At 73.1% G+C, this 19280-nt stretch carries 18 protein-coding genes and 1 tRNA gene; 5 read left to right on the forward strand and 14 right to left on the reverse strand.

From position 1 onward, the window contains the following. Positions 1 to 211 precede the first annotated feature (211 nt). The 7 genes from OEIGOIKO_RS05305 to OEIGOIKO_RS05335 form a co-directional block, all read right to left on the reverse strand. Positions 212 to 1009, reverse strand: a complete 798-nt coding sequence (locus tag OEIGOIKO_RS05305; RefSeq protein ID WP_030023851.1) for an ABC transporter ATP-binding protein — start codon at positions 1007 to 1009, stop codon at positions 212 to 214. After that, positions 1002 to 1931: an ABC transporter permease gene (locus OEIGOIKO_RS05310; RefSeq protein ID WP_125052309.1), complete on the reverse strand. Its 930-nt coding sequence runs from the start codon at positions 1929 to 1931 to the stop codon at positions 1002 to 1004. Before OEIGOIKO_RS05310 ends, OEIGOIKO_RS05305 begins: the two co-directional genes overlap by 8 nt. Positions 1932 to 2010: 79 nt before the next feature. Next, on the reverse strand, positions 2011 to 2883 hold the full coding sequence (locus OEIGOIKO_RS05315; protein WP_125058459.1) for a glycosyltransferase family 2 protein: 873 nt from the start codon (positions 2881 to 2883) through the stop codon (positions 2011 to 2013). 14 nt (positions 2884 to 2897) lie between these two features. Beyond that, positions 2898 to 3677, reverse strand: a complete 780-nt coding sequence (locus OEIGOIKO_RS05320; protein WP_125052311.1) for a CDP-alcohol phosphatidyltransferase family protein — start codon at positions 3675 to 3677, stop codon at positions 2898 to 2900. Further along, complete coding sequence (locus tag OEIGOIKO_RS05325; protein WP_125052313.1) at positions 3655 to 4716, reverse strand: iron-containing alcohol dehydrogenase family protein; 1062 nt, start codon at positions 4714 to 4716, stop codon at positions 3655 to 3657. Before OEIGOIKO_RS05325 ends, OEIGOIKO_RS05320 begins: the two co-directional genes overlap by 23 nt. Further along, complete coding sequence (locus OEIGOIKO_RS05330) at positions 4704 to 5441, reverse strand: phosphocholine cytidylyltransferase family protein (protein ID WP_125052315.1); 738 nt, start codon at positions 5439 to 5441, stop codon at positions 4704 to 4706. The genes OEIGOIKO_RS05325 and OEIGOIKO_RS05330 overlap by 13 nt, the downstream gene beginning before the upstream one ends. After that, positions 5438 to 7231 carry a DUF5941 domain-containing protein gene (locus OEIGOIKO_RS05335; RefSeq protein WP_125052317.1) on the reverse strand — a complete coding sequence of 598 codons (1794 nt, stop codon included), beginning with the start codon at positions 7229 to 7231 and terminating at the stop codon, positions 5438 to 5440. The genes OEIGOIKO_RS05330 and OEIGOIKO_RS05335 overlap by 4 nt, the downstream gene beginning before the upstream one ends. A 716-nt stretch (positions 7232 to 7947) precedes the next feature. On the opposite strand from OEIGOIKO_RS05335, the gene OEIGOIKO_RS05340 reads away from it, so the two are divergent. Next, a complete protein-coding gene (locus tag OEIGOIKO_RS05340; protein ID WP_125052319.1) occupies positions 7948 to 8895 on the forward strand; it encodes a cation diffusion facilitator family transporter in 948 nt (315 codons plus the stop codon). Positions 8896 to 8951: 56 nt separating this feature from the next. Then, positions 8952 to 9563 (forward strand): isopentenyl-diphosphate Delta-isomerase, encoded by a 612-nt coding sequence (gene idi, locus OEIGOIKO_RS05345; protein WP_125052321.1) that lies wholly within the window; start codon positions 8952 to 8954, stop codon positions 9561 to 9563. Here idi and OEIGOIKO_RS05350 read toward each other — a convergent pair. The 4 genes from OEIGOIKO_RS05350 to OEIGOIKO_RS05365 form a co-directional block, all read right to left on the reverse strand. Then, a complete protein-coding gene (locus OEIGOIKO_RS05350) occupies positions 9538 to 10044 on the reverse strand; it encodes an ATP-binding protein (RefSeq protein WP_174857126.1) in 507 nt (168 codons plus the stop codon). The genes idi and OEIGOIKO_RS05350 overlap by 26 nt on opposite strands. A 131-nt stretch (positions 10045 to 10175) precedes the next feature. Then, a complete protein-coding gene (locus OEIGOIKO_RS05355) occupies positions 10176 to 10862 on the reverse strand; it encodes an HdeD family acid-resistance protein (RefSeq protein ID WP_125052323.1) in 687 nt (228 codons plus the stop codon). A gap of 173 nt (positions 10863 to 11035) precedes the next feature. After that, positions 11036 to 11109, reverse strand: a tRNA-Met gene (locus OEIGOIKO_RS05360). 78 nt (positions 11110 to 11187) lie between these two features. Continuing rightward, entirely contained in the window at positions 11188 to 12840 is a 1653-nt protein-coding gene (locus tag OEIGOIKO_RS05365; protein ID WP_125052325.1) for an ABC-F family ATP-binding cassette domain-containing protein, read from the reverse strand. A 55-nt stretch (positions 12841 to 12895) separates the two neighbouring features. Here OEIGOIKO_RS05365 and OEIGOIKO_RS05370 point away from each other — a divergent pair, with 55 nt between their 5' ends. Further along, the gene (locus tag OEIGOIKO_RS05370; RefSeq protein WP_125052327.1) at positions 12896 to 13648 is read left to right on the forward strand and encodes an enoyl-CoA hydratase/isomerase family protein; all 753 of its coding nucleotides are present in this window, start codon (positions 12896 to 12898) and stop codon (positions 13646 to 13648) included. Between the two features lie 21 nt (positions 13649 to 13669). Here OEIGOIKO_RS05370 and OEIGOIKO_RS05375 read toward each other — a convergent pair whose 3' ends face one another. Next, the gene (locus OEIGOIKO_RS05375) at positions 13670 to 14065 is read right to left on the reverse strand and encodes a hypothetical protein (protein ID WP_125052329.1); all 396 of its coding nucleotides are present in this window, start codon (positions 14063 to 14065) and stop codon (positions 13670 to 13672) included. Between the two features lie 140 nt (positions 14066 to 14205). On the opposite strand from OEIGOIKO_RS05375, the gene OEIGOIKO_RS43440 reads away from it, so the two are divergent. Then, the gene (locus OEIGOIKO_RS43440; RefSeq protein WP_170251565.1) at positions 14206 to 16296 is read left to right on the forward strand and encodes an ATP-binding protein; all 2091 of its coding nucleotides are present in this window, start codon (positions 14206 to 14208) and stop codon (positions 16294 to 16296) included. A gap of 17 nt (positions 16297 to 16313) precedes the next feature. Here the strand turns inward: OEIGOIKO_RS43440 and OEIGOIKO_RS05385 are convergent, their stop codons facing one another. Together OEIGOIKO_RS05385 and OEIGOIKO_RS05390 are read right to left on the reverse strand one after the other, a co-directional pair. Continuing rightward, positions 16314 to 16952, reverse strand: a complete 639-nt coding sequence (locus OEIGOIKO_RS05385; RefSeq protein WP_125052333.1) for a DJ-1/PfpI family protein — start codon at positions 16950 to 16952, stop codon at positions 16314 to 16316. 93 nt (positions 16953 to 17045) lie between these two features. After that, positions 17046 to 18014, reverse strand: a complete 969-nt coding sequence (locus OEIGOIKO_RS05390; RefSeq protein ID WP_125052335.1) for a GlxA family transcriptional regulator — start codon at positions 18012 to 18014, stop codon at positions 17046 to 17048. A gap of 171 nt (positions 18015 to 18185) precedes the next feature. On the opposite strand from OEIGOIKO_RS05390, the gene OEIGOIKO_RS05395 reads away from it, so the two are divergent. Further along, positions 18186 to 19058, forward strand: coding sequence for an SCO6745 family protein (locus OEIGOIKO_RS05395; RefSeq protein ID WP_125052337.1), 873 nt, complete (start codon positions 18186 to 18188; stop codon positions 19056 to 19058). Positions 19059 to 19280: the final 222 nt, after the last annotated feature.

The raw sequence follows: 19280 nt of genomic DNA on the forward strand, positions 1-19280 counted from the left end.
ACGCCGTACATCTCCTTGGCGTCCGAGGGGGTACCGAACCTCGAAGCAACGATCCGGTCAACATCCATAGGCCATGAACTGTTCCTGTATCCGGCCGAGTTGACCAGCTGTTGATGATCTCAAGACCGGCGCACGACCTTCCGCGGCCGGCCCGCGACGATCAACGGCCCCCGCGAGCCGGACTCGCGGGGGCCGTACGACGCCGGGCGGGCTACTTGCCCGACTCCTTCTCGTACGCCTTGATCACCTCGTCGGTCGGGCCGTCCATCAACAGCTCGCCCCGCTCCAGCCACAGCACCCGGTCGCAGGTGTCCCTGATCGACTTGTTGTTGTGGCTGACCAGGAAGACCGTACCGGCCTCCTTGCGCAGCTCGCGGATGCGGGCCTCGGAGCGCTTCTGGAACGCCCGGTCACCCGTCGCCAGCGCCTCGTCGATCATCAGGACGTCGTGGTCCTTGGCCGCCGCGATGGAGAAGCGCAGCCGGGCCGCCATGCCGGACGAGTACGTCCGCATCGGCAGCGAGATGAAGTCGCCCTTCTCGTTGATGCCGGAGAAGTCGACGATCCCCTGGTAGCGCTCGCGCACCTGCTCGCGGGACATGCCCATCGCCAGGCCGCCGAGCACCACGTTCTTCTCGCCGGTCAGGTCGTTCATCAGGGCCGCGTTCACGCCCAGCAGCGACGGCTGGCCGTGCGAGTAGACCCGGCCGCGCTCCGCGGGCAGCAGGCCGGCGACGGCCTTGAGCAGCGTCGACTTGCCGGAGCCGTTCGAGCCGATCAGGCCGATCGACTCGCCGCGGTAGGCGGTGAAGCTGACACCCTTGACCGCGTGCACCTCGCGCACCCCGCCGGAGGGCTTGCGGCGGATGATGCGGTTCAGGGCCGCGGTGGCGCTGCCCTTGCCCGCTCCGGTGCCGTACACCCGGTACACGATGTGCAGGTCGTCCGCGATCACGGTGGGGACGCGGTTCCCGTCCGCCGTCTGTACGGCGTCCTCTTGCTCAGCCACGGCCGTACCGCTCCTCAGCCTTCCAGAAGTACACGAAGCCGACGACGCCCATCACCAGCGCCCAGCCGACGGCCAGCGGCCACACGTGCGGGGGCAGCTTGTCCGACGTGAAGCTGTCGATCAGCGCGAAACGCATCAGGTCGATGAAGATCACGGCCGGGTTGCAGTCCAGCAGGACGTGCACGAAGGCCGGGACCGCCTTCTCCTTGAGGATCTGGTCGATGCTGAACATCACGCCGGACGCGTACATCCACGTCCGCATGATGAACGGCATCAGCTGCGCCAGGTCCGGCGTCTTGCTGCCCAGCCGGGCCATGACCATGGACAGCCCGGTGTTGAAGACGAACTGGAGCACCAGCGCCGGGACCGCCAGCAGCCAGGACCAGGTGGGCACCTGCCCGTAGCCCAGCAGGATGAGGACCAGCACGCCCATCGAGAACAGCAGCTGCTGGAGCTGCATCAGGCAGAACGAGATGGGCAGGCAGGCGCGCGGGAAGTGCAGGGCGCGCACCAGGCCCAGGTTGCCGGAGACCGCGCGGGTGCCGGCCATCACCGAGCTCTGCGTGAAGGTGAAGATGAAGACGCCGGTGACCAGGAAGGGCACATAGTCCTCGACACCGCGGCTGGTGCCGATCAGCAGGCCGAAGATGAGGTAGTAGACGAGCGCGTTCAGCAGGGGCGTCACCACCTGCCACACCTGGCCCAGCTTCGCCTGGCTGTACTGCGCGGTCAGCTTCGCGCTGGAGAAGGCGCGGATGAAGTGCCGCCGGTCCCACAGCTGCCGCACGTACTCCGGCAGGCTGGGCCGCGCCCCGCTCTGCGTGAGCCCGTACTTGCGGGCCAGCTCGGCACGGGACAGCCCGTCGTCGGATGATGGCGGGGCACTCATGGCGACCGCACTGTCGTGCGTAGTCTCGCTCACTGTTGACACTTTCGTCCTCAAGGTGCGCTGCCGGGGCCGTGCCCCGGGTTCGCGCCTGATGCTCTCAGATCCGAGCTTGTCAGATGACGGGAGGGCGGCCCAGCCGGGTCAGTCGCCACACGGTACGCCACTTCATGGGGCGCCGGGGACCACCGGACGTGGCCCAGCCCTCCTTGAAGCCGCCCAGCCAGGCACGCAGCGCGGGCCGCGAGGGCCGCCGGGCCAGGGTGAGCAGGAACCAGACACCGAGATAGACCGGAACCAGCGGAGCCGGAAGGTTACGGCGGGCCAGCCAGACCCGGTTGCGGGCCACCATACGGTGGTAGACCGCGTGCCGGCTGGGGGCGTGGGTGGGGTGCAGCAGCACCATGTCGGCGCGGTAGTCGATCATCCAGCCCGCGTCCAGGGCCCGCCAGGCCAGGTCGGTCTCCTCATGGGCGTAGAAGAAGTCGTCGGGCAGCCCGCCGACCTCCTCGAAGACCTTCGTACGGACCGCGTTGGCGCCGCCCAGGAAGGTGGTGACCCGGGAGGACCGCAGCGGGTCGGAGGCCCGCAGCCGCGGCACGTGCCGACGCTGGGTCTCCCCCGTCTCCGGGTCCGCGATACGGAAGCTGATGATGCCCAGCTTCTTGTCGCGGGCGAACGCCTCGCGGCACTGTTCGGCCGTGTCCGCCCGCTCCAGCAGCCCGTCGTCGTCCAGGAACAGCAGCACGTCCACCTCGCTGCCGCCCGGTCCGAACGCCTCGATGCCGACGTTGCGCCCGGCGGGGATGCCGACGTTCTCCGGCAGTTCCACGGTCCGTACGCCCTCGGGCAGCGCCGGCAGCGGCGAGCCGTTGCCGACGACCACGACCTCGACCGGGTCGCCGTGCTGCTTGGCGACCGAGTCGAGCAGGGCGCGCAGCTCCTCGGGGCGGTTGCCCATGGTCAGGACGACGGCGCCGACCTTCATCTCGCGCGCCCCCGTCACTTGAGCCTGCTGGAGGCGAGGATGGACACCAGGTGGAGCAGCGTCTGGAGGAGCGCGATACCGGCCATCACCGCGACGCCGAGCCGCGAGAAGAACAGGTCGTCCCGGACCGCGTCCACGATCGCCAGCAGCAGGATCACCAGCGACGCCTCGATGCCGAGGATCAGCCGGTGGAACTTGAGCGCGGCGGCGGCCTTGCGGGCCAGTGCCATGCCGGAGGAGCGCGGCTCGGACGCCGCCTCCTTGACCGGCGGCAGTCCGCCCTGGTGGCGGGCGACGCCGACCAGGTCGGTCTCGGCCTTGATCAGGATCGCGCCGAGGGCGGCCAGGGTGCCCAGGAAGGCCCACAGCCAGTCGATCCGCCCGGAGCCCCACAGGTCGGCGGCGCGCAGCCCGAAGCCGACCAGTACGGCGGCGTCGGTGAGGTAGGCGCCGACCCGGTCCAGGTAGACCCCGCCGAGCGAGAACTGCTTCTTCCAGCGGGCCACCTCGCCGTCGACACAGTCGAGCAGCAGGTAGAGCTGGACCATCACCACCCCGAGCACGGCCCCCCAGATGCCCGGCACCAGCAGGGCCGGGGCGGCGAGGACACCGCAGAGGGTCATCACATAGGTCAGCTGGTTCGGCGTGATCCTGGTGTTCACCAGGTACCGGTCGCAGCGCAGCGAGATCTCCCGCATGTACAGGCGACCGGCCCAGTGCTCACCGCTGCGCCGGTCCTTGACACCCGCGGGGTGCACGACCGGGCGGAGTTCAGCTACGGACGGCTTGTGCATAGTCGGCGTATGCGTCCCTGATCTGGTCGGTGGACAGGTCGAGGTGTTCGAGGATCGTGTAGCGGCCGGGGCGGGTCCGCGGCGCGTAGGCGACGGCCTCGACGAACTCTTCGTCGCTGAAGCCGATCTCGCCGGGCGTCACCGGCAGGCCGTGCCGCCGCAGCACCTCGATCATCAGCCCGCAGGTCTCCTTGTCCCCGCGCAGGTGCGTGGCGAAGGCGGCGCCGAGGCCGCACTGCTCGCCGTGGCTCGCCGCCCGCTTGGGGTGGAGGAGGTCGAAGGCGTGGTTGATCTCGTGGCAGGCGCCGGAGGCCGGGCGGCTGTCGCCGGCCACCGACATCGAGATGCCGGTGAGGACCAGGCCCTCGGCCAGCACCTGGAGGAAGCCGTCGTCGCCGACGCCGCCGGGGTGGCGCAGCACGGCCTCGCCGGCCTGGCGCGCCATGGCGGCGGCCAGCCCGTCGATGTCCTCGCCGGTCTCGCGGTGCGACAGCTCCCAGTCCGCGACGGCGGAGATGTTGGAGATGGCGTCGCCGATACCGGACCGGACGAAGCGGACCGGGGCCTCCCGGATGACGTCGAGGTCGATCACCACGGCGATCGGGTTGGGCACGCCGTACGAGCCGCGGCCCGCGTCGTTGTCGAGGGTGGCCACCGGCGAGCACAGGCCGTCGTGCGACAGGTTCGTCGCTACGGCGACCAGCGGCAGGCCGATGCGGGCCGCCGCGTACTTCGCACAGTCGATGATCTTGCCACCGCCGAGGCCCACGACCGCGTCGTAGTGGCCCTTCTTCATGGCGTCGCCGAGCTTGATCGCCTCGTCCAGCGTGCCGCCGCCGACCTCGTACCAGTCGGCGCCGGGCAGCGCCGGGGCCAGCCGCTCCCGCAGCCTGGCCCCGGAGCCGCCGCTGATCGCGACGGCCAGCTTCCCGGACGCGGAGATGCGCTGATCGGCCAGCAGGCCCGCCAGGTCGTCCAGTGCGCCGGCGCTGATGTCGACGACGACCGGGGACGGAATCAGGCGGGTCAGTACCGGCATGCGATCTCACGGCCCTTCGCGAGGTCGTCGTGGTTGTCGATCTCGACCCACTTGACCTCGCCGATCGGTGCCACGTCGACCTTGAAGCCGCGGTTGACCAGCTCCTGGTAACCGTCCTCGTAGTACAGGTCGGGGTCGCGCTCGAAGGTGGTCTTCAGCGCGTCCGCGAGTTCCTCGGCGGCCGAGCCCTCGATGAGGGTGACACCGATGTACTCACCGGTGGCCTCGGCGGGGTCCATCAGCTTCGTGATCTTCTGGACGCCCTGGTCGGGGTCGACGACGACCTTCATCTCCTCGTCGGCGAGCTGCTTGACCGTGTCCAGCGCCAGGATGATCTTCTTGCCGTCGCCGCGGGCGGCGAGCAGGGTGCGCTCGACGGAGACCGGGTGCACGGTGTCACCGTTGGCGAGGATCACGTCGTGCTTGACCGCGTCCCGGCCGCACCACAGGGAGTAGGCGTTGTTCCACTCCTCGGCCTTGTCGTTGTCGATGAGGGTGAGCTTGAGGCCGTACTTGGCCTCCAGCGCCGCCTTGCGCTCGTACACGGCCTCCTTGCGGTAGCCGACGATGATCGCGACCTCGGTCAGGCCGATCTCGGCGAAGTTGCCGAGGGTCAGGTCCAGGATGGTCGTGTCGCCATCGACCGGCACCAGAGCCTTGGGCAGGGTGTCGGTGTAGGGACGCAGACGCCGTCCGGCGCCGGCGGCCAGCACGAGGCCGATCATGCGGGTTCTCCTTCATCGTGTACGGCGGGTGCTCCGGAGGACACCCAGAAGCGGATGCTCTCCACGAGCACCAGCAGCGCCAGGACCAGTGCCAGGACCGTCAGCGCGATTGTGAAACCTGAGCCGTGCAGCAGGGCCGCCAGGAGGACAACGAGCAACGTGCGCCCCTCGTGCCCGCCGGCCGCCCGCACCAGCCGTCGCGGCGGGGCCCCCGTGCCGACGCGGATGCGGTAGACGGTGTCGTAGTGATGGTAGGCGACCGCCGCGACCAGGCCGAACGCCGCGGGCAGCGCCTGGTCGGCGTCCGAGCGGGCCGCCACGACCAGGATGGCGACGTACTCGCCCGCCCGGAACAGCGGCGGTACGAGCCAGTCGAGCGGGCCCTTGAGGGGGCGGGCGACGGCGGCACCGGCGAAGGCCGCGTACACGGCGGCGCCGAGCACCGCCCACCAGCTGCCGGCGTCGCTCCACGTCAGCTGCGCCATGAGAAAGGCCACGCCCGCGAACGCCATGACCGGAGCGGTCACCGAGCCGCCCGCCGCCGGGCCCTTGGCCACCAGCTCGGCGAGCGGACCGGAGTCCGCGAGGTCGGCGAGTGCGGCCGCTGCCCGGTCGGTGCGGCGGGCGCGCCGCGTCAGCGAGCGCAGCACCCGGCCCGCCGTGGTGTAGCAGGCGGCCAGGGCGCAGCCGATGAGCAGCGCGTAGAAGACGATGCGCGGGGTGGTGCAGGCGGTCAGTACGGCGATCATGGCCCAGCGTTCGCCGATGGGCAGCACGATCATCCGGCGTACCCAGACCGTCCAGCCGACGCTGTCGAGCCGGTCGGACAGGGCCGCGGTGGGACTGGTGTTGCCGGTGGCGTCGTGGTTCGCCTCGTTGAAGGAGAAGTCGACGACGTGCCGGCAGGTCTGCAGAACCATGGCTCCCAGAGCCAGCGCCCACACGTCGTCGCCGCCACGCGCCGCCCCGAGCGCGAGACCCGCGTAGTACGCGTACTCCTTCGCCCGGTCGAAGGTCGCGTCGAGCCAGGCGCCCATCGTCGAGTACTGCAGCGAGTAGCGGGCGAGCTGCCCGTCGGTGCAGTCCAGGACGAAGGAGAAGATCAGGAGCAGACCGGCGGCGATGAACCCGCCGCGGCTGCCGGTGGCCGCGCAGCCCGCCGCGATCACCGCGGTGAGCAGCGACGCCGTGGTGACCTGGTTGGGGGTCAGACCGCGGCGCGCGCACCAGCGGGCGATGTAGCGGGAGTACGGGCTGATGCAGAAGGTGGTGAAGAACCCGTCACGGGCCTTGACGGCGGTACGCAGCCGTACGGCCTCGTCGTCGACGGCGGCGACGGCCTCCTCGGCCGTGGCGCGCTCCGCGGGCGTCAGCGGGACGGCGGCCACCAGGCTGCCCAGCTCGACGCGCTGCAACGCGGCGTCCCCGGCCTCCATGGTCTCGGCGAGCGCGTCCGGCAGGACGTCCACGCGGTAACGGGTGCCGGGTCCGGCGGGCACCGCGGCGGCGGCCTGCTGGAGCGCGGCGCGCGCCTCGGGCTGCGCGGTGACGGCACCCGGCACCGCGGCGGCCGGGAAACGCGGGTCGGTCAGCGCCAGCCGGAGACTGTGCAGGTGGCCCACGAACCGGGGGTCGACCACGGCGACGCGTTCATCGGCCGGAACCGCGGCGAGCGCGTCGGCCACGGCCGCGGCACCGTCCGCCGTACGGACGTCGAAACCCAGCGAGCGCAGGGCGGCTTCGAGCGGCGACCCGGCGACCGGCGGACCGGTGAGGATGGCGGTCGACAGACGAACTCACTCCTTGGAAGCTGGCGAGGCCGCGCCGGTCGGTCCGCATTCGATACGGGCTACCCGGGCAGCGGGCGTGGCACACCTGGGCCCCGAAGGGGTGGGTGGGCACGTCGGCAGAGGCTATCGGATCGCCGGATGCGGCCGTTCACCGCGCATTCACCGCACGATCGAGTGACCGCAGGCTGCGCCTGCCGCGATCATCATGGTGGATCAACGCACCCAGGAACAACTGACGCCCGGCCGCGCCCCGGACATCGTGCCGGTTATGACACGTCTGGCCATATGTGGGGGGAATGCTGGGCGGGTGGGGTGGGGTGGGTCCGGGCGCGTCCCGGCGGGCCCGGGCGAGGCGCAGCGGGACGGGCCCGGGCGAGGCGAGGCGCGTTCCGGCGGGACGGGTTTGGGCGAGGCGCGGCGCGTCCCGGCGGGACAGGTTTCGGCGCCGGGCGAAGCGCCTACAGGCGGAGCACCACGTACCCCCACCGGGGGCTTACCCAGCGGAGGACGCCGGGAAGCGCGCGCCGGACGGGTGGGGCGTCCGTGCCCCGCCTCCCCCGCCAGCCTCCCCGCCAGCCTCCCCCGCATACCCGCAGGTCAGCGCATGACAACGGTGTTCAGCGTCGCGTTGCCACATACCCCCCACCCGTAGTTCACTGCTAGAGCCGACGGCTTGGGCCGGGCGGTGTGGCGGCAGCTCGGACGGAGGCGTACGGATGGGCGCAGGACATGACCACGGGTTCGGCGGGCCGGCGACGGGCGGCGCCGGGGCCGGTACGGCGGCCGCGGCGTATCGCGGCCGGCTGCGCGGAGCGCTGGCACTGACCTCCGCCGTCATGGTCGCGGAGATCATCGGCAGTGTGGTCACCGGCTCGCTGGCGCTGCTCGCCGACGCGGGGCACATGGCCACGGACGTGGTCGGCCTGACGATGGCACTGATCGCGATCCGCTTCGCGAACCGGCCGCCGTCCCCGCAGCGCACCTTCGGCCTGGCCCGCGCCGAAATCCTCGCGGCGGTGGCCAATGCCCTGCTGCTGTTCGGCGTGGGCGGGTACGTGCTGGTCACGGCGGTGCCGCGGTTCTTCGAGCCGGTCGGGATCGAGGGCGGTACGACCATGGTCTTCGGCGCCGTCGGCCTGGTGGCGAACCTGGTGTCGCTGGCCCTGCTGATGCGCGGGCAGCGCGACAGCCTCAATGTGCGCGGCGCCTTCCTGGAGGTGGCGGCGGACGCGCTGGGGTCGGTGGCGGTCGTCGTGGCGGCCCTGCTGGTCACCCTGACGGGCTGGGCGGCGGCCGACCCGATCGCGTCCATCGTGATCGGGCTGATGATCGTGCCGCGTACCTGGAAGCTCTTCCGCGAGTCCCTGGACGTGCTGCTGGAGTCCGCGCCCAGGGGAGTGGACATGACCGAGGTGCGGGCACATCTGCTGGCGCTGCCGGGCGTCGAGGACGTCCACGATCTGCACGCCTGGACGATCACGTCCGGGATGCCGGTGCTCTCGGCGCACGTGGTCGTCGCCCCGGACGTGCTGGACACCGCGGGTCAGGAGAAGATGCTGCACGCACTGCGCGGCTGCCTGGGCGGGCACTTCGACGTCGGGCACTGCACGTTCCAGCTGGAGCCGGGCGGCCTGGCGGCGCACGAGGCGCAACTGTGCCCATGATGCGGGCGCGGCTAGGGCAGACTTGAGCGGCGAGGAGACCGACGACAAGGATGGGCATGCCGATCACACCTGCCAACGGACAGACCGCCGGGACCACGGCGGTGAACCCGCCGGACGGCACCGCCGAACCGATCTTGCTGGAACTGGTCGACGAGGACGGCACGACGATCGGCACCGAGGAGAAGCTCGCCGCCCACCAGCCGCCCGGCCTGCTGCACCGGGCGTTCTCGGTCTTCCTCTTCGACGACCGGGGGCGGCTGCTGCTCCAGCGCCGGGCCCTGGGCAAGTACCACTCCCCCGGTGTCTGGTCCAACACCTGCTGCGGCCACCCGTATCCCGGTGAGACGCCGTTCGCCGCGGCGGCCCGGCGCACCGCCGAGGAGCTGGGGGTCGCCCCGGCGCTGCTCGGCGAGGCCGGTACGGTCCGCTACAACCATCCGGACCCGGAGTCCGGGCTGGTGGAGCAGGAGTACAACCACCTGTTCGTGGGACTGGTGCAGGCCGCGCCGGAGCCGGACCCCGAGGAGGTCGGCGAGATCGCGTTCGTGACGGCTCAGGAGCTGGCCGAGCGGCACCGGCAGGCGCCGTTCTCGGCGTGGTTCATGACCGTGCTGGACGCGGCCAGGCCCGCCGTGCGGGAGCTCACCGGGCCGGCGGCGGGCTGGTAGGCCCGCCTGCCTGCGGGGCGAGCGGCAGTTCGGCCCAGACCGCCTTGCCGCCGCTCGCCGTGTGCTCGACGTCGCACTTGCCGCCCGCCTCGGCGGTGAGCATCTTGACGAGCCACAGGCCGCGCCCGCCGACGTCGCCCTCGTCCGCCTCCAGGGCCTTGGGGCGGTACGGGTGGTCGTCCTCCACGGCGGCCCGGATCCAGTCGGCGCCGACCGTGATCTCGACGGTGATCTCGGGAGAGAGCAGCGCGGCGTGCTGCACGGCGTTGGTGACCAGTTCGGAGACGATCAGCAGCAGGGCGTCCATGATCTCCCCGGCCGCGGGCACGCACTGCCGGGCGAGCAGGTCCCGGACCGCGTGGCGCGCCTGGGGCACCGACGGCTCCAGTGCCGGTGCGGTGAAGCGCCAGACTCCTTCGTACGCGCGCGCGGCGGTCAGCTCCTCGGGGGGTTCGGCCGGGGGGCCGGAAGGCGTCCTCACCCTCCGAGTGTTGGTTGTGAGCAGGTCAGGACCGGCCCGCTGAACACAAGTCAGCTTCTATCGACGCCTTCTGACCGAATCCGTGCTCGGTGATCAGACCTGTGACTGATCCTGCCCTCTTTGTTTCCTGTTCAAGGATTGCCGGACGAGGCCGGTGGGCGCCCGGTGGCGTCCGGTGACCCCGTCCGCGGGCCGCGGCCGCCCGCCACCATACCGACGATCCGCCGCCCCCCGACGCCCATCGCGATCAGCCCCAGCCCGTCGAAGAGCAGCGCGAGGGAGAAGAAACAGCCGATCACGTACCGGCTGCTGTGCGGCCAGTCGCCGAGCACCAGCACGCCCAGCAGGATGCCGAAGGCCCCCTGCACCAGCGTCCAGCCGAACTGCGGCCCCCGTACGACCACGCCGCCGGCCAGCCGGAAGACGCCACCGGTGAGGAACAGCAGCGCCGCGAACATCGTCAGCCCCGCCGCGGCCACCTCCGGCTGCCGGACGACGACCACCCCCGCGGCGATGTTCAGGGCCGCCACGATCACCGCGAGCCAGAAGAAGCTGGTGCCGCGCGACTGGATCGCGTGCAGCAGCCCGACCACGCCGCCGATCAGCAGCAGCCACCCGAAGAGCAGCATCGAGGTGAGCGTCGCGAAACCGACGTACGCGAGGCCCACCAGGCCGGCGACCACCAGGATCGCCCCGAGCACCGCCAGCAGGCCGAAGCTGCGCTTCAGCTCGCCCGCCGCCTGCGTCCCCGGCGGCGCCGTGGCCGCCGAGGTCTTCGAGGTCTTCGAGGTCTTCGAGGATCTGCTTCTGCCGAGCATCACGGCCCTCCTCACGGACACCTTTGTCCCGGTATACCTCTTTCGGGACCGGATGGCAGCGCACACGCGACACGAGGCCCGGGCACAGCGCACACGCGACAGCAGGCCCGGGCACAGCGCACGCACGACAGCAGGCCCGGTGCTTACGGAAAGCACCGGGCCTGCTGCGGAAGTAGCGGGGACAGGATTTGAACCTGCGACCTCTGGGTTATGAGCCCAGCGAGCTACCGAGCTGCTCCACCCCGCGTCGGTGAACACCACCCTACGGGGCCCCGGGGCCGTACGCCAAATCGCCGGGCGGGGCGGCCCTGCCCGGCGAGGCCGCTCAGCGTACGCGCTCCGTGATCCGCCCGGCCGCGACCTCGATGCGCCGGCCGGTGTCCACCGCCTCCAGCATCCGGCGGTCGTGGGTGACCAGCAGCAGCGTGCCCCGGTAGGAGGCGAGCGCGGACTCCAGCTGTTCGATCGCCGGCAGGTCGAGGTGGTTGGTCGGCTCGTCCAGGACCAGCAGGTTGACGCCGCGGCCCTGGAGGAGGGCGAGGGCGGCGCGGGTCCGCTCGCCCGGGGAGAGCGTCGAGGCGGGGCGCAGTACGTGGGCCGCCTTGAGCCCGAACTTGGCGAGCAGGGTCCGTACGTCGGCCGGGGACAGGTCCGGTACGGCCGTACGGAACGCCTCCGCCAGCGGCTCGTCGCCGAGGAAGGCGCCGCGGGCCTGGTCGACCTCGCCGACGACGACGCCGGGGCCGAGGGCGGCGTGCCCGGCGTCCAGCGGCAGCCGGCCCAGCAGGGCGGCGAGCAGGGTGGACTTGCCGGAGCCGTTGGGGCCGGTGACGGCGACCCGGTCGGCCCAGTCGATCTGGAGGTCGACCGGGCCGAAGCGGAAGTCCCCGCGCCGCACCTCGGCGCCGCGCAGGGTGGCCACGACCGCGCCCGCGCGGGGCGCGGCGGCGATCTCCATGCGCAGTTCCCACTCCTTGCGCGGCTCCTCGACCACCTCCAGGCGCTCGATCATGCGCTGGGTCTGCTTGGCCTTGGCGGCCTGCTTCTCGGTGGACTCGGTGCGGAACTTGCGGCCGATCTTGTCGTTGTCGGTGGCCTTGCGCCGGGCGTTCTTGACGCCCTTCTCCATCCAGCTGCGCTGGGTGTGGGCGCGCGCTTCGAGGGACGCCCTGGTGTCCGCGTACTCCTCGTACTCCTCGCGGGCGTGGCGCCGGGCCCGTTCGCGCTCCTCCAGGTACGCGGCGTAGCCACCGCCGTAGGTGTTGACCTGCTGCTGTGCGAGGTCCAGTTCGACGACGCGGCTGACCGTGCGGGTCAGGAACTCGCGGTCGTGGCTGACCAGGACCGTGCCCGCGCGCAGGCCGGTGACGAACTCCTCCAGCCGGGCCAGGCCGTCCAGGTCGAGATCGTTGGTGGGCTCGTCCAGCAGGAAGACGTCGTAGCGGGAGAGCAGCAGCGAGGCGAGGGAGGCGCGGGCGGCCTGGCCGCCGGACAGGGAGGTCATCGGCTGGTCGAGGCCGACGGCGAGACCGAGCTGTCCGGCCGTCTCGGCGGCGCGTTCGTCGAGGTCGGCGGCGCCGAGCGAGAGCCAGCGCTCCAGGGCGGTGGCGTACGCGTCGTCGGCGCCCGGCCGTTCCTCGACCAGTGCCTCGGTGGCGGCGTCCAGGGCGGCCTGGGCGGCCGTGACGCCGGTGCGGCGGCCGAGGAAGGCGCGCACGGACTCCCCCGGGCGGCGGTCCGGCTCCTGCGGGAGGTGGCCGACGGTGGCGCTGGGCGGGCTGAGGCTCAGCCCGCCCTCCTCCGGGGTGTCCAGCCCGGCCAGCAGGCGCAGCAGGGTGGACTTGCCGGCGCCGTTGGCGCCGACCAGGCCGATCACGTCCCCGGGCGCGACCACCAGGTCGAGACCGGAGAACAGGACGCGCTCGCCGTGGCCGGCGGCGAGGGACTTGGCGATGAGGGTGGCGGCGGTGGCAGACATCAGACCGCTGATCGTATCGGGCCCGTCAGCAGGCCGTCGCTCTAATATCCGGGGCATGGAACCGGGCATCGTCACGAACGTCAGCGGTGGCACAGCGACCGTCACCCTCAGCCATCCCGCCAAGCGCAATGCCATGACGACGGCGATGTGGCGGGAGCTGCCGCCGCTGCTGGAGCGGCTGGCGGCGGACCGTGCCGTACGGGTGCTGGTGCTGACCGGGGCGGGCGGCACGTTCTGCGCCGGTGCGGACATCGGGTCGCTGCGCGGGTCGGCGGGGGCGGAGAAGGGACTGGCGACGGCCGCCGAGGAGGCGCTCGCGGCGTTCCCGAAGCCGACACTGGCGGCGATACGCGGGTACTGCGTGGGCGGCGGCTGTCAGCTGGCGGCCGCGTGCGACCTGCGGTTCGCGGAGGAGGGCGCCCTGTTCGGGGTGACGCCCGCGAAGCTGGGGATCGTCTACCCGGCGTCCGCGACCCGGCGGCTGGTGCGCCTGGTGGGCCCGTCGGCCGCCAAGTACCTGCTGTTCTCGGGCGAGTTGATCGACTGTGCGCGGGCGCTGCGGACCGGGCTGCTGGACGAGGTGCTGCCCGAGGGCGAGCTGGACAAGCGGGTGGCGGACTTCACCGCCGTACTGGCGAGCCGGTCGCAGCTGACGCAGGCCGCGGCGAAGGAGTTCGCGGACGGCCCCGCCGACGCGGAGCGGGTGGCCCACTGGGAGGCGCAGGCAGGTGAAAGCGGCGACACCGCGGAGGGTGTCGCCGCTTTCCTCGAACGCCGGACGCCGCGTTTCACCTGGACGGCGCGGTGATACGGGCCACGGGGAGACGGGTCATCCCACCTCGCCGTCCGTCGTGAGCGTCAGACGCACGTTCGTGTCGGCCGTGCCGTGGTTGGTGACGCAGGCGGTGTAGTCGCCCGCGCCCGGCCAGCCGGCCCAGGTGTCGCGCAGTTCCGCGCCGTAGGCGGTGACCAGGCCGGGCGAGCCGGTGCCCGGTACGGTCGCGCCCTGGTACTGGAGCTTGAACTTCGCGCCCTGGCCGGTGGCCTTGCCGTCCGCCCGTACCGTGTGCTGGGCGGACTGCTGGACGCAACGCTGCTCCCCCGGGTGCAGCGTGCCGCCGTAGAACTGCGCGGCGACGGCCGGACCGGCGGCCGACAGGGCCAGCCCCGCGGCCGCGCCGCCGGCGAACACCGTTCCGATGACAGCGGTGATCCTGCGGTTCATCTGCCTTCGCCCCCCTGAGTCGCCGGATGGACCGACACCAGGAAGCTACGGGCGGGAACCGACCGGATGGCAGCCCGGCGGCTGTCCGTTTCCTGTCCGATACGGGTCCGTTCCGGCCACCTCGGCGACATACTTGTCGGGTGACCGACCGGTTGGGCGACCGGCTCGCGACGGCGCGCGAAGAGGGCTTCGTCGGCCGCCGTGGTGAGACCACGGCCTTCCGCGAGCTGCTGGCCGCCGGACGCGGCGCGGTGGTGTACGTGCACGGCCCCGGCGGCATCGGGAAGACCACGCTGCTGCACCACTTCGCGCAGACCGCCCGGCGCGCCGGGCGGGCCGTCGTCCAACTGGAGGCGTCCGGGGTGCGCTCCTACGAGGAGGAGCTGGCGGAGCGCATCCCGGACCGGCCTGACCTGGTGCTGCTGATCGACGGCCTGGACGACGCGCGGGCCGCGGGCGAGACCGTGCACCGTGAGCTGCTGCCCCGGCTGCCCGCCGACGCGCTGGTCGCGCTGGCCTGCCGGACGGCGCCGCCGCTGTCGTGGCGTCTGGACCCGGCCTGGCAGGGGCTGCTGCGGCTGCTGCCGCTCGGTCCGCTGGACGAGGCGGACAGCCGGGAGCTGCTCACCCGGCGCGGCGTGCCGCCCGCCGTGCAGGAGCAGGGGCTGGCCTTCACCCGCGGGCACCCGCTGGCGCTCGCGCTGGTGGCGGACGTCGCCGCGCTCGGCGGCGAGGCGGCCGGGCCCGAGCCGTCGCCGCAGGTCGTCCGGGCGCTGCTGGCCAGCCTGCTGGAAGCGGTGCCCACGCCGCTGCACCGGACGGCGCTGGAGGCGTCCTCGCAGGTGCTCTCGACGACCGAGCCGTTGCTGGCCGCGCTGCTGGACGTGCCCGACGCCCGGCCGTACTTCGACTGGCTGTGCGGGCTGTCCGCCGTGGAGAGCGGGGCCCGCGGGGTGCATCCGCACGACCTCGTGCGGGACGCGCTGGACGCGGAGCTGCGCTGGCGCGACCCGGAGCGCAGGGCGACGCTGCACCGCCGGGCCAGCGCGTACTACCAGCGGCTGTTCACGCGGGAGGACGACCGGGGGCGGCAGCGGGCGGTGCTCGCGGACTTCGCGTACCTGCACCGGGACAGCCCGGTCGTCGGGCCGCTGCTGGAGCCGGTGGCGCGCGGGGCGGCGGGCGCGGCCCGGCTGGACCGGCTGACCGTCTCGCCGGGGCCGGTCACCGGGGGTGAGCTGGTGGAGGCGTGCACGGTCGCGGCGATCCACGAGGGGATCGAGGCGGCGCGGCTGGTGCACGAGTGGTCGCGGCGTCCGGAGGCCGAGACGTACACCGTGCGCGGTCCGGACGGGGTCGCGGCGGGTTTCTACACGCTGATCGAGCTGGGCGGCGCGCCCCCTCCGGGCGGGCCGGACGACCCGGCGGTACGGGCCGCCTGCGGCTGGCTGGACGCGTACGGTGAACTGCGTGGCGACGAGACGGCGTTGCTGGTCCGGTTCTGGATGAGCCGCGACGAGTACCAGGCCGTCTCCCCCGTGCAGACCCTGATCACGCTGCGGCTGACCCACCACTACCTCACCGGCCGCCAGCCCGCCGTGACGCTGCTGCCGTTCGCCGACCCGGAGTTCTGGGAGCCGGGCTGCGCGTACGTGGACTTCGCCCGGCTGCCCGCGGCGGACTTCACGTCCGGCGGGCACCGGTTCGGGATGTTCGTGCACGACTGGCGGCGGGTGCCGGGGCTGGCGTGGCTGGCGATGCTGACCGAGCGGGAGCGGGCCGAGGACCCGTTCGCGGTGGCCCCGCCCGTACCGTCCGGCCCCTTGCGGGTGCTGGACCGGGAGGTGTTCGCGGCGGCCGTACGGGACGCGCTGCGTGAGTTCGCGCGGGCGGACGGGCTGCGGGACTCACCGCTGCTGGAGACACGGCTGGTGGCCGGGCGGTGCGCGGCGGACACGGTGGACGGGACGGGCGCGCGGGAGCGGGTGGCGGCCCTGCGGGAAGCGATCCGCGCGGCGGCGGCAGCGCTGGAGGAGTCGCCCCCGGACCGCCGGGCGTTCCGGGCGCTGCACCACACGTATCTGCGCCCGGCCGGTACCCAGGCGCGCGCCGCGGAGCTGCTGCGGCTGCCGATGACGACGTACCGGCGTCATCTGGCGGCGGGGATCGGCCGGCTGACGGAACTGCTGTGGCAGGAGGAGCTGGAGGGCGGCGGGCCGGAGACTCCCTGAGGGGTACGGCCCGGCCGTCAGCCCTCCAGGACGAACCGGCTCCGGGCCCGCATCGCCGCCGTGATCCCGGCCGGGGCCTTCTCCGGCGAGCCCGCGTCGTACGGCGGCCGCGGGTCGTACTCGATGCCGAGCTGGACGGTCTGGGCGAGGGTGTCGCCGGCGATCCGGCCCGCCAGTGCGAGGCCCATGTCGATGCCCGAGGACACACCGGCGGCGGTCACGTACTTGCCGTCGAAGACGACGCGCTCGCCGGTCGGTTCGGCGCCGTGGGACGGCAGTCGGTCCAGCGCGAGCCAGTGGGAGGTGGCGCGGCGGCCCTTGAGGAGCCCGGTGGCGGCGAGGATCAGCGATCCGGTGCAGACGGAGGTGGTCCAGGTGGTGCGGGTGTCCACGGCGCGGATCCAGTCGTGCAGCGGACCGTCGTCCATCAGCGCTGCCTGGCCGGGGCCGCCGGGCACGACGAGCACGTCCGGGGCGGTGACGTCGGACAGGGCCGCGTCGGCGGTCAGGGCGAGGGTGCCGGTGTCGTTGCGGTGCTCTCCGGTGCGCTCGGCGACGAGGACGGTCTCGGCGCCCGGGATGCGGCTGAGGGTGTCGTACGGGCCGACGGCGTCCAGGGCGGTGAAGCGGTCGTAGAGGAGGATGGCGATCTGCATGCGGGGCCTTTCGGTGCGGGAGGGGCCTTTCGGTGCGGGGAGGAGAGCCCTCCGGTGCGGGGCGCGGGCCGCGGCGGGCAGCGACCGGGCCGGTCAGCCGAACGGCGGCGGCGAGGCGGGCCGGAAGCGGCGGCGGTATTCGGCGGGAGCGGCGCCCAGCGTGCGGGTGAACGCGCGGCGCATCGCCTCCGGAGTGCCGTAGCCGCAGCGGCGGGAGATGCCCTCGACGCCGTCGGCGGTGTCCTCCAGGAGGCGCCGGGCGGCCTCCAGCCGTACCCGGTCGACGTAGCGGCCGGGCGTCATGCCGACCTCGGCGCGGAAGGCGCGGGCGAAGTGCCGGGGCGACAGGCCCGCGCGGTCGGCGAGCGTGTCGACGGACAGGTCGGCCGCCGGGTTCTCGGTGATCCACTGCTGCACGTCGCGCAGCGGGCGCCGGTCCGCCGTCTGGGCGGCGAGCTGGGCGCTGAACTGGGTCTGGTTGCCGGGCCTGCGCAGGAAGACGACCAGGTGGCGGGCCACATCCAGGGCGAGGTCGCGGCCGTGGTCCTCCTCCACCAGCGCCAGCGCGAGGTCGATGCCGGCCGTGACGCCCGCCGAGGTGGCCACGTCGCCGTCCCGTACGTAGATCGGCTCCGGGTCGACCCGTACGGCCGGGAAGCCCGCGGCGAGCGCGTCGCAGCGGGTCCAGTGGGTGGTCGCCCGGCGCCCGTCGAGCAGCCCGGCCGCGGCGAGCAGGAACGCCCCGGTGCACACCGCCACCTTGCGCCGCGCCTGCGGGGCGTTCGCGCGCAGCCAGTCGACGAGCCGGGGGTCGGGCGCCCGGGTGCCCCGGCCGCCGGGCACGAGGAGGGTGTGCGGCGGTGCGGCGTCGGACAGCCGGAGGTCGGAGGTCACGGTCAGTCCGCTGGACGTACGGACCGGGCTGCCGTCGAGCGAGGCGGTACGGACCGGGTACGCGCCGGGCGCCCGCGAAGCGGCTCCCGTGAAGACCTCCAGGGGGCCGGTGACATCGAGGCTCTGTACGCCCTCGAAGAGGACGACCAGCACGTCGCGCTGCTCCATGGCGTCCATCCTGGGCGGATGCGGTGGTGGCGGCAATGACGAACAACCCACCTTTACGGCCATCACGCCCGGCCCGCCGCACAGCCGTCGGCGGCCACCGGGCGCGGCCCCGGACCGGCGTGCCTCGGGCCTGCCCTCCCCTCCATACCAACGGGTCGGTAACCTGCGGGCATGACCTCCACGACCTCGCTCCCCGAGCGCGCCGGCCGGCGCTGTCACCACGTCGTCAACCCGCTGCACTCGACCGTCTACTTCTCGCCGGACCTGCCGGCCGAACTCGCGGCCGTCGGCGTCGAGGACCGCGCCACCGCCTACTTCGCGAGCCGGGCCGCGGCCATGGGCGCGGTGGGCCCCGGCACCGTCACCGCGACCTTCTACAACTTCGCGTACGACCTGGTCGCCCGGCACATACCGCAGGTGTGGGCGGTCGTGCCGCCCGCCGAGGTGCTGGCCGCGCGGCTGCGGGCGGTCGACAGCACGCTGCGGCGGCTGCTCGGCGACGCCGTGGTGGAGTCGCCGGAGATGGCCGAGGCGGCCCGGCTGGCGCTGCGTGCCACCGAGGCCTGCACCCGGCACGCCCGGCCGCTGTACGCCGCGCACGCCGACCTTCCGGTCCCCGAGGCCCCGCACCTCGCCTACTGGCACGCGGCGACGCTGCTGCGCGAGCACCGCGGCGACGGCCACCTGGTGGCGCTGCTGGACGCCGGGCTGAACGGCCTGGAGGCACTGGTCACCCACACCGCCACCGACCGCGGCGCGGACCGCTCGTGGCTCCTGGCGACCCGCGGCTGGTCACTGGAGCAGTGGCAGGCCGCCGAGGAAGGGCTGCGCGAGCGCGGCATCCTGGACGCGGCGGGCGCGCTGACCGAGGCGGGCACCAAGCTGCGCGCGGACCTGGAGGACACCACGGACCGGCTGGACCTGGCACCGTACGAGCACCTGGGCGCGGCGGACGTGGCCCGGCTCACCGAGCTGGCCGGCGGCTTCACGCAGGCCGCGGTGGCGGCGGGCGCGTTCCCGAAGGAGCTCCTCGGCAAGCGCTGAGAGCCCGAGCCCTGTCCGGAGCCGCCCGGCCCGACGCGCGGGAACCGTACGGCAGCCGGCCCGCCCGGCCATGGGCCCGTACGGCGTCCCGCGCACGCAAATTCAGGTGCGCGGGACGGGCGGCCGCTGCCAGGCTGCGCCGATGGGCCGTCAGCGGATCTCCCGGATCGCCCACACCGGCCATCCGATCGCGGCGCCGCTCGACGACGACGCTTCGTCGGT

The sequence above is a fragment of the Streptomyces paromomycinus genome, assembly GCF_003865155.1.
Classification (GTDB): domain Bacteria; phylum Actinomycetota; class Actinomycetes; order Streptomycetales; family Streptomycetaceae; genus Streptomyces; species Streptomyces chrestomyceticus.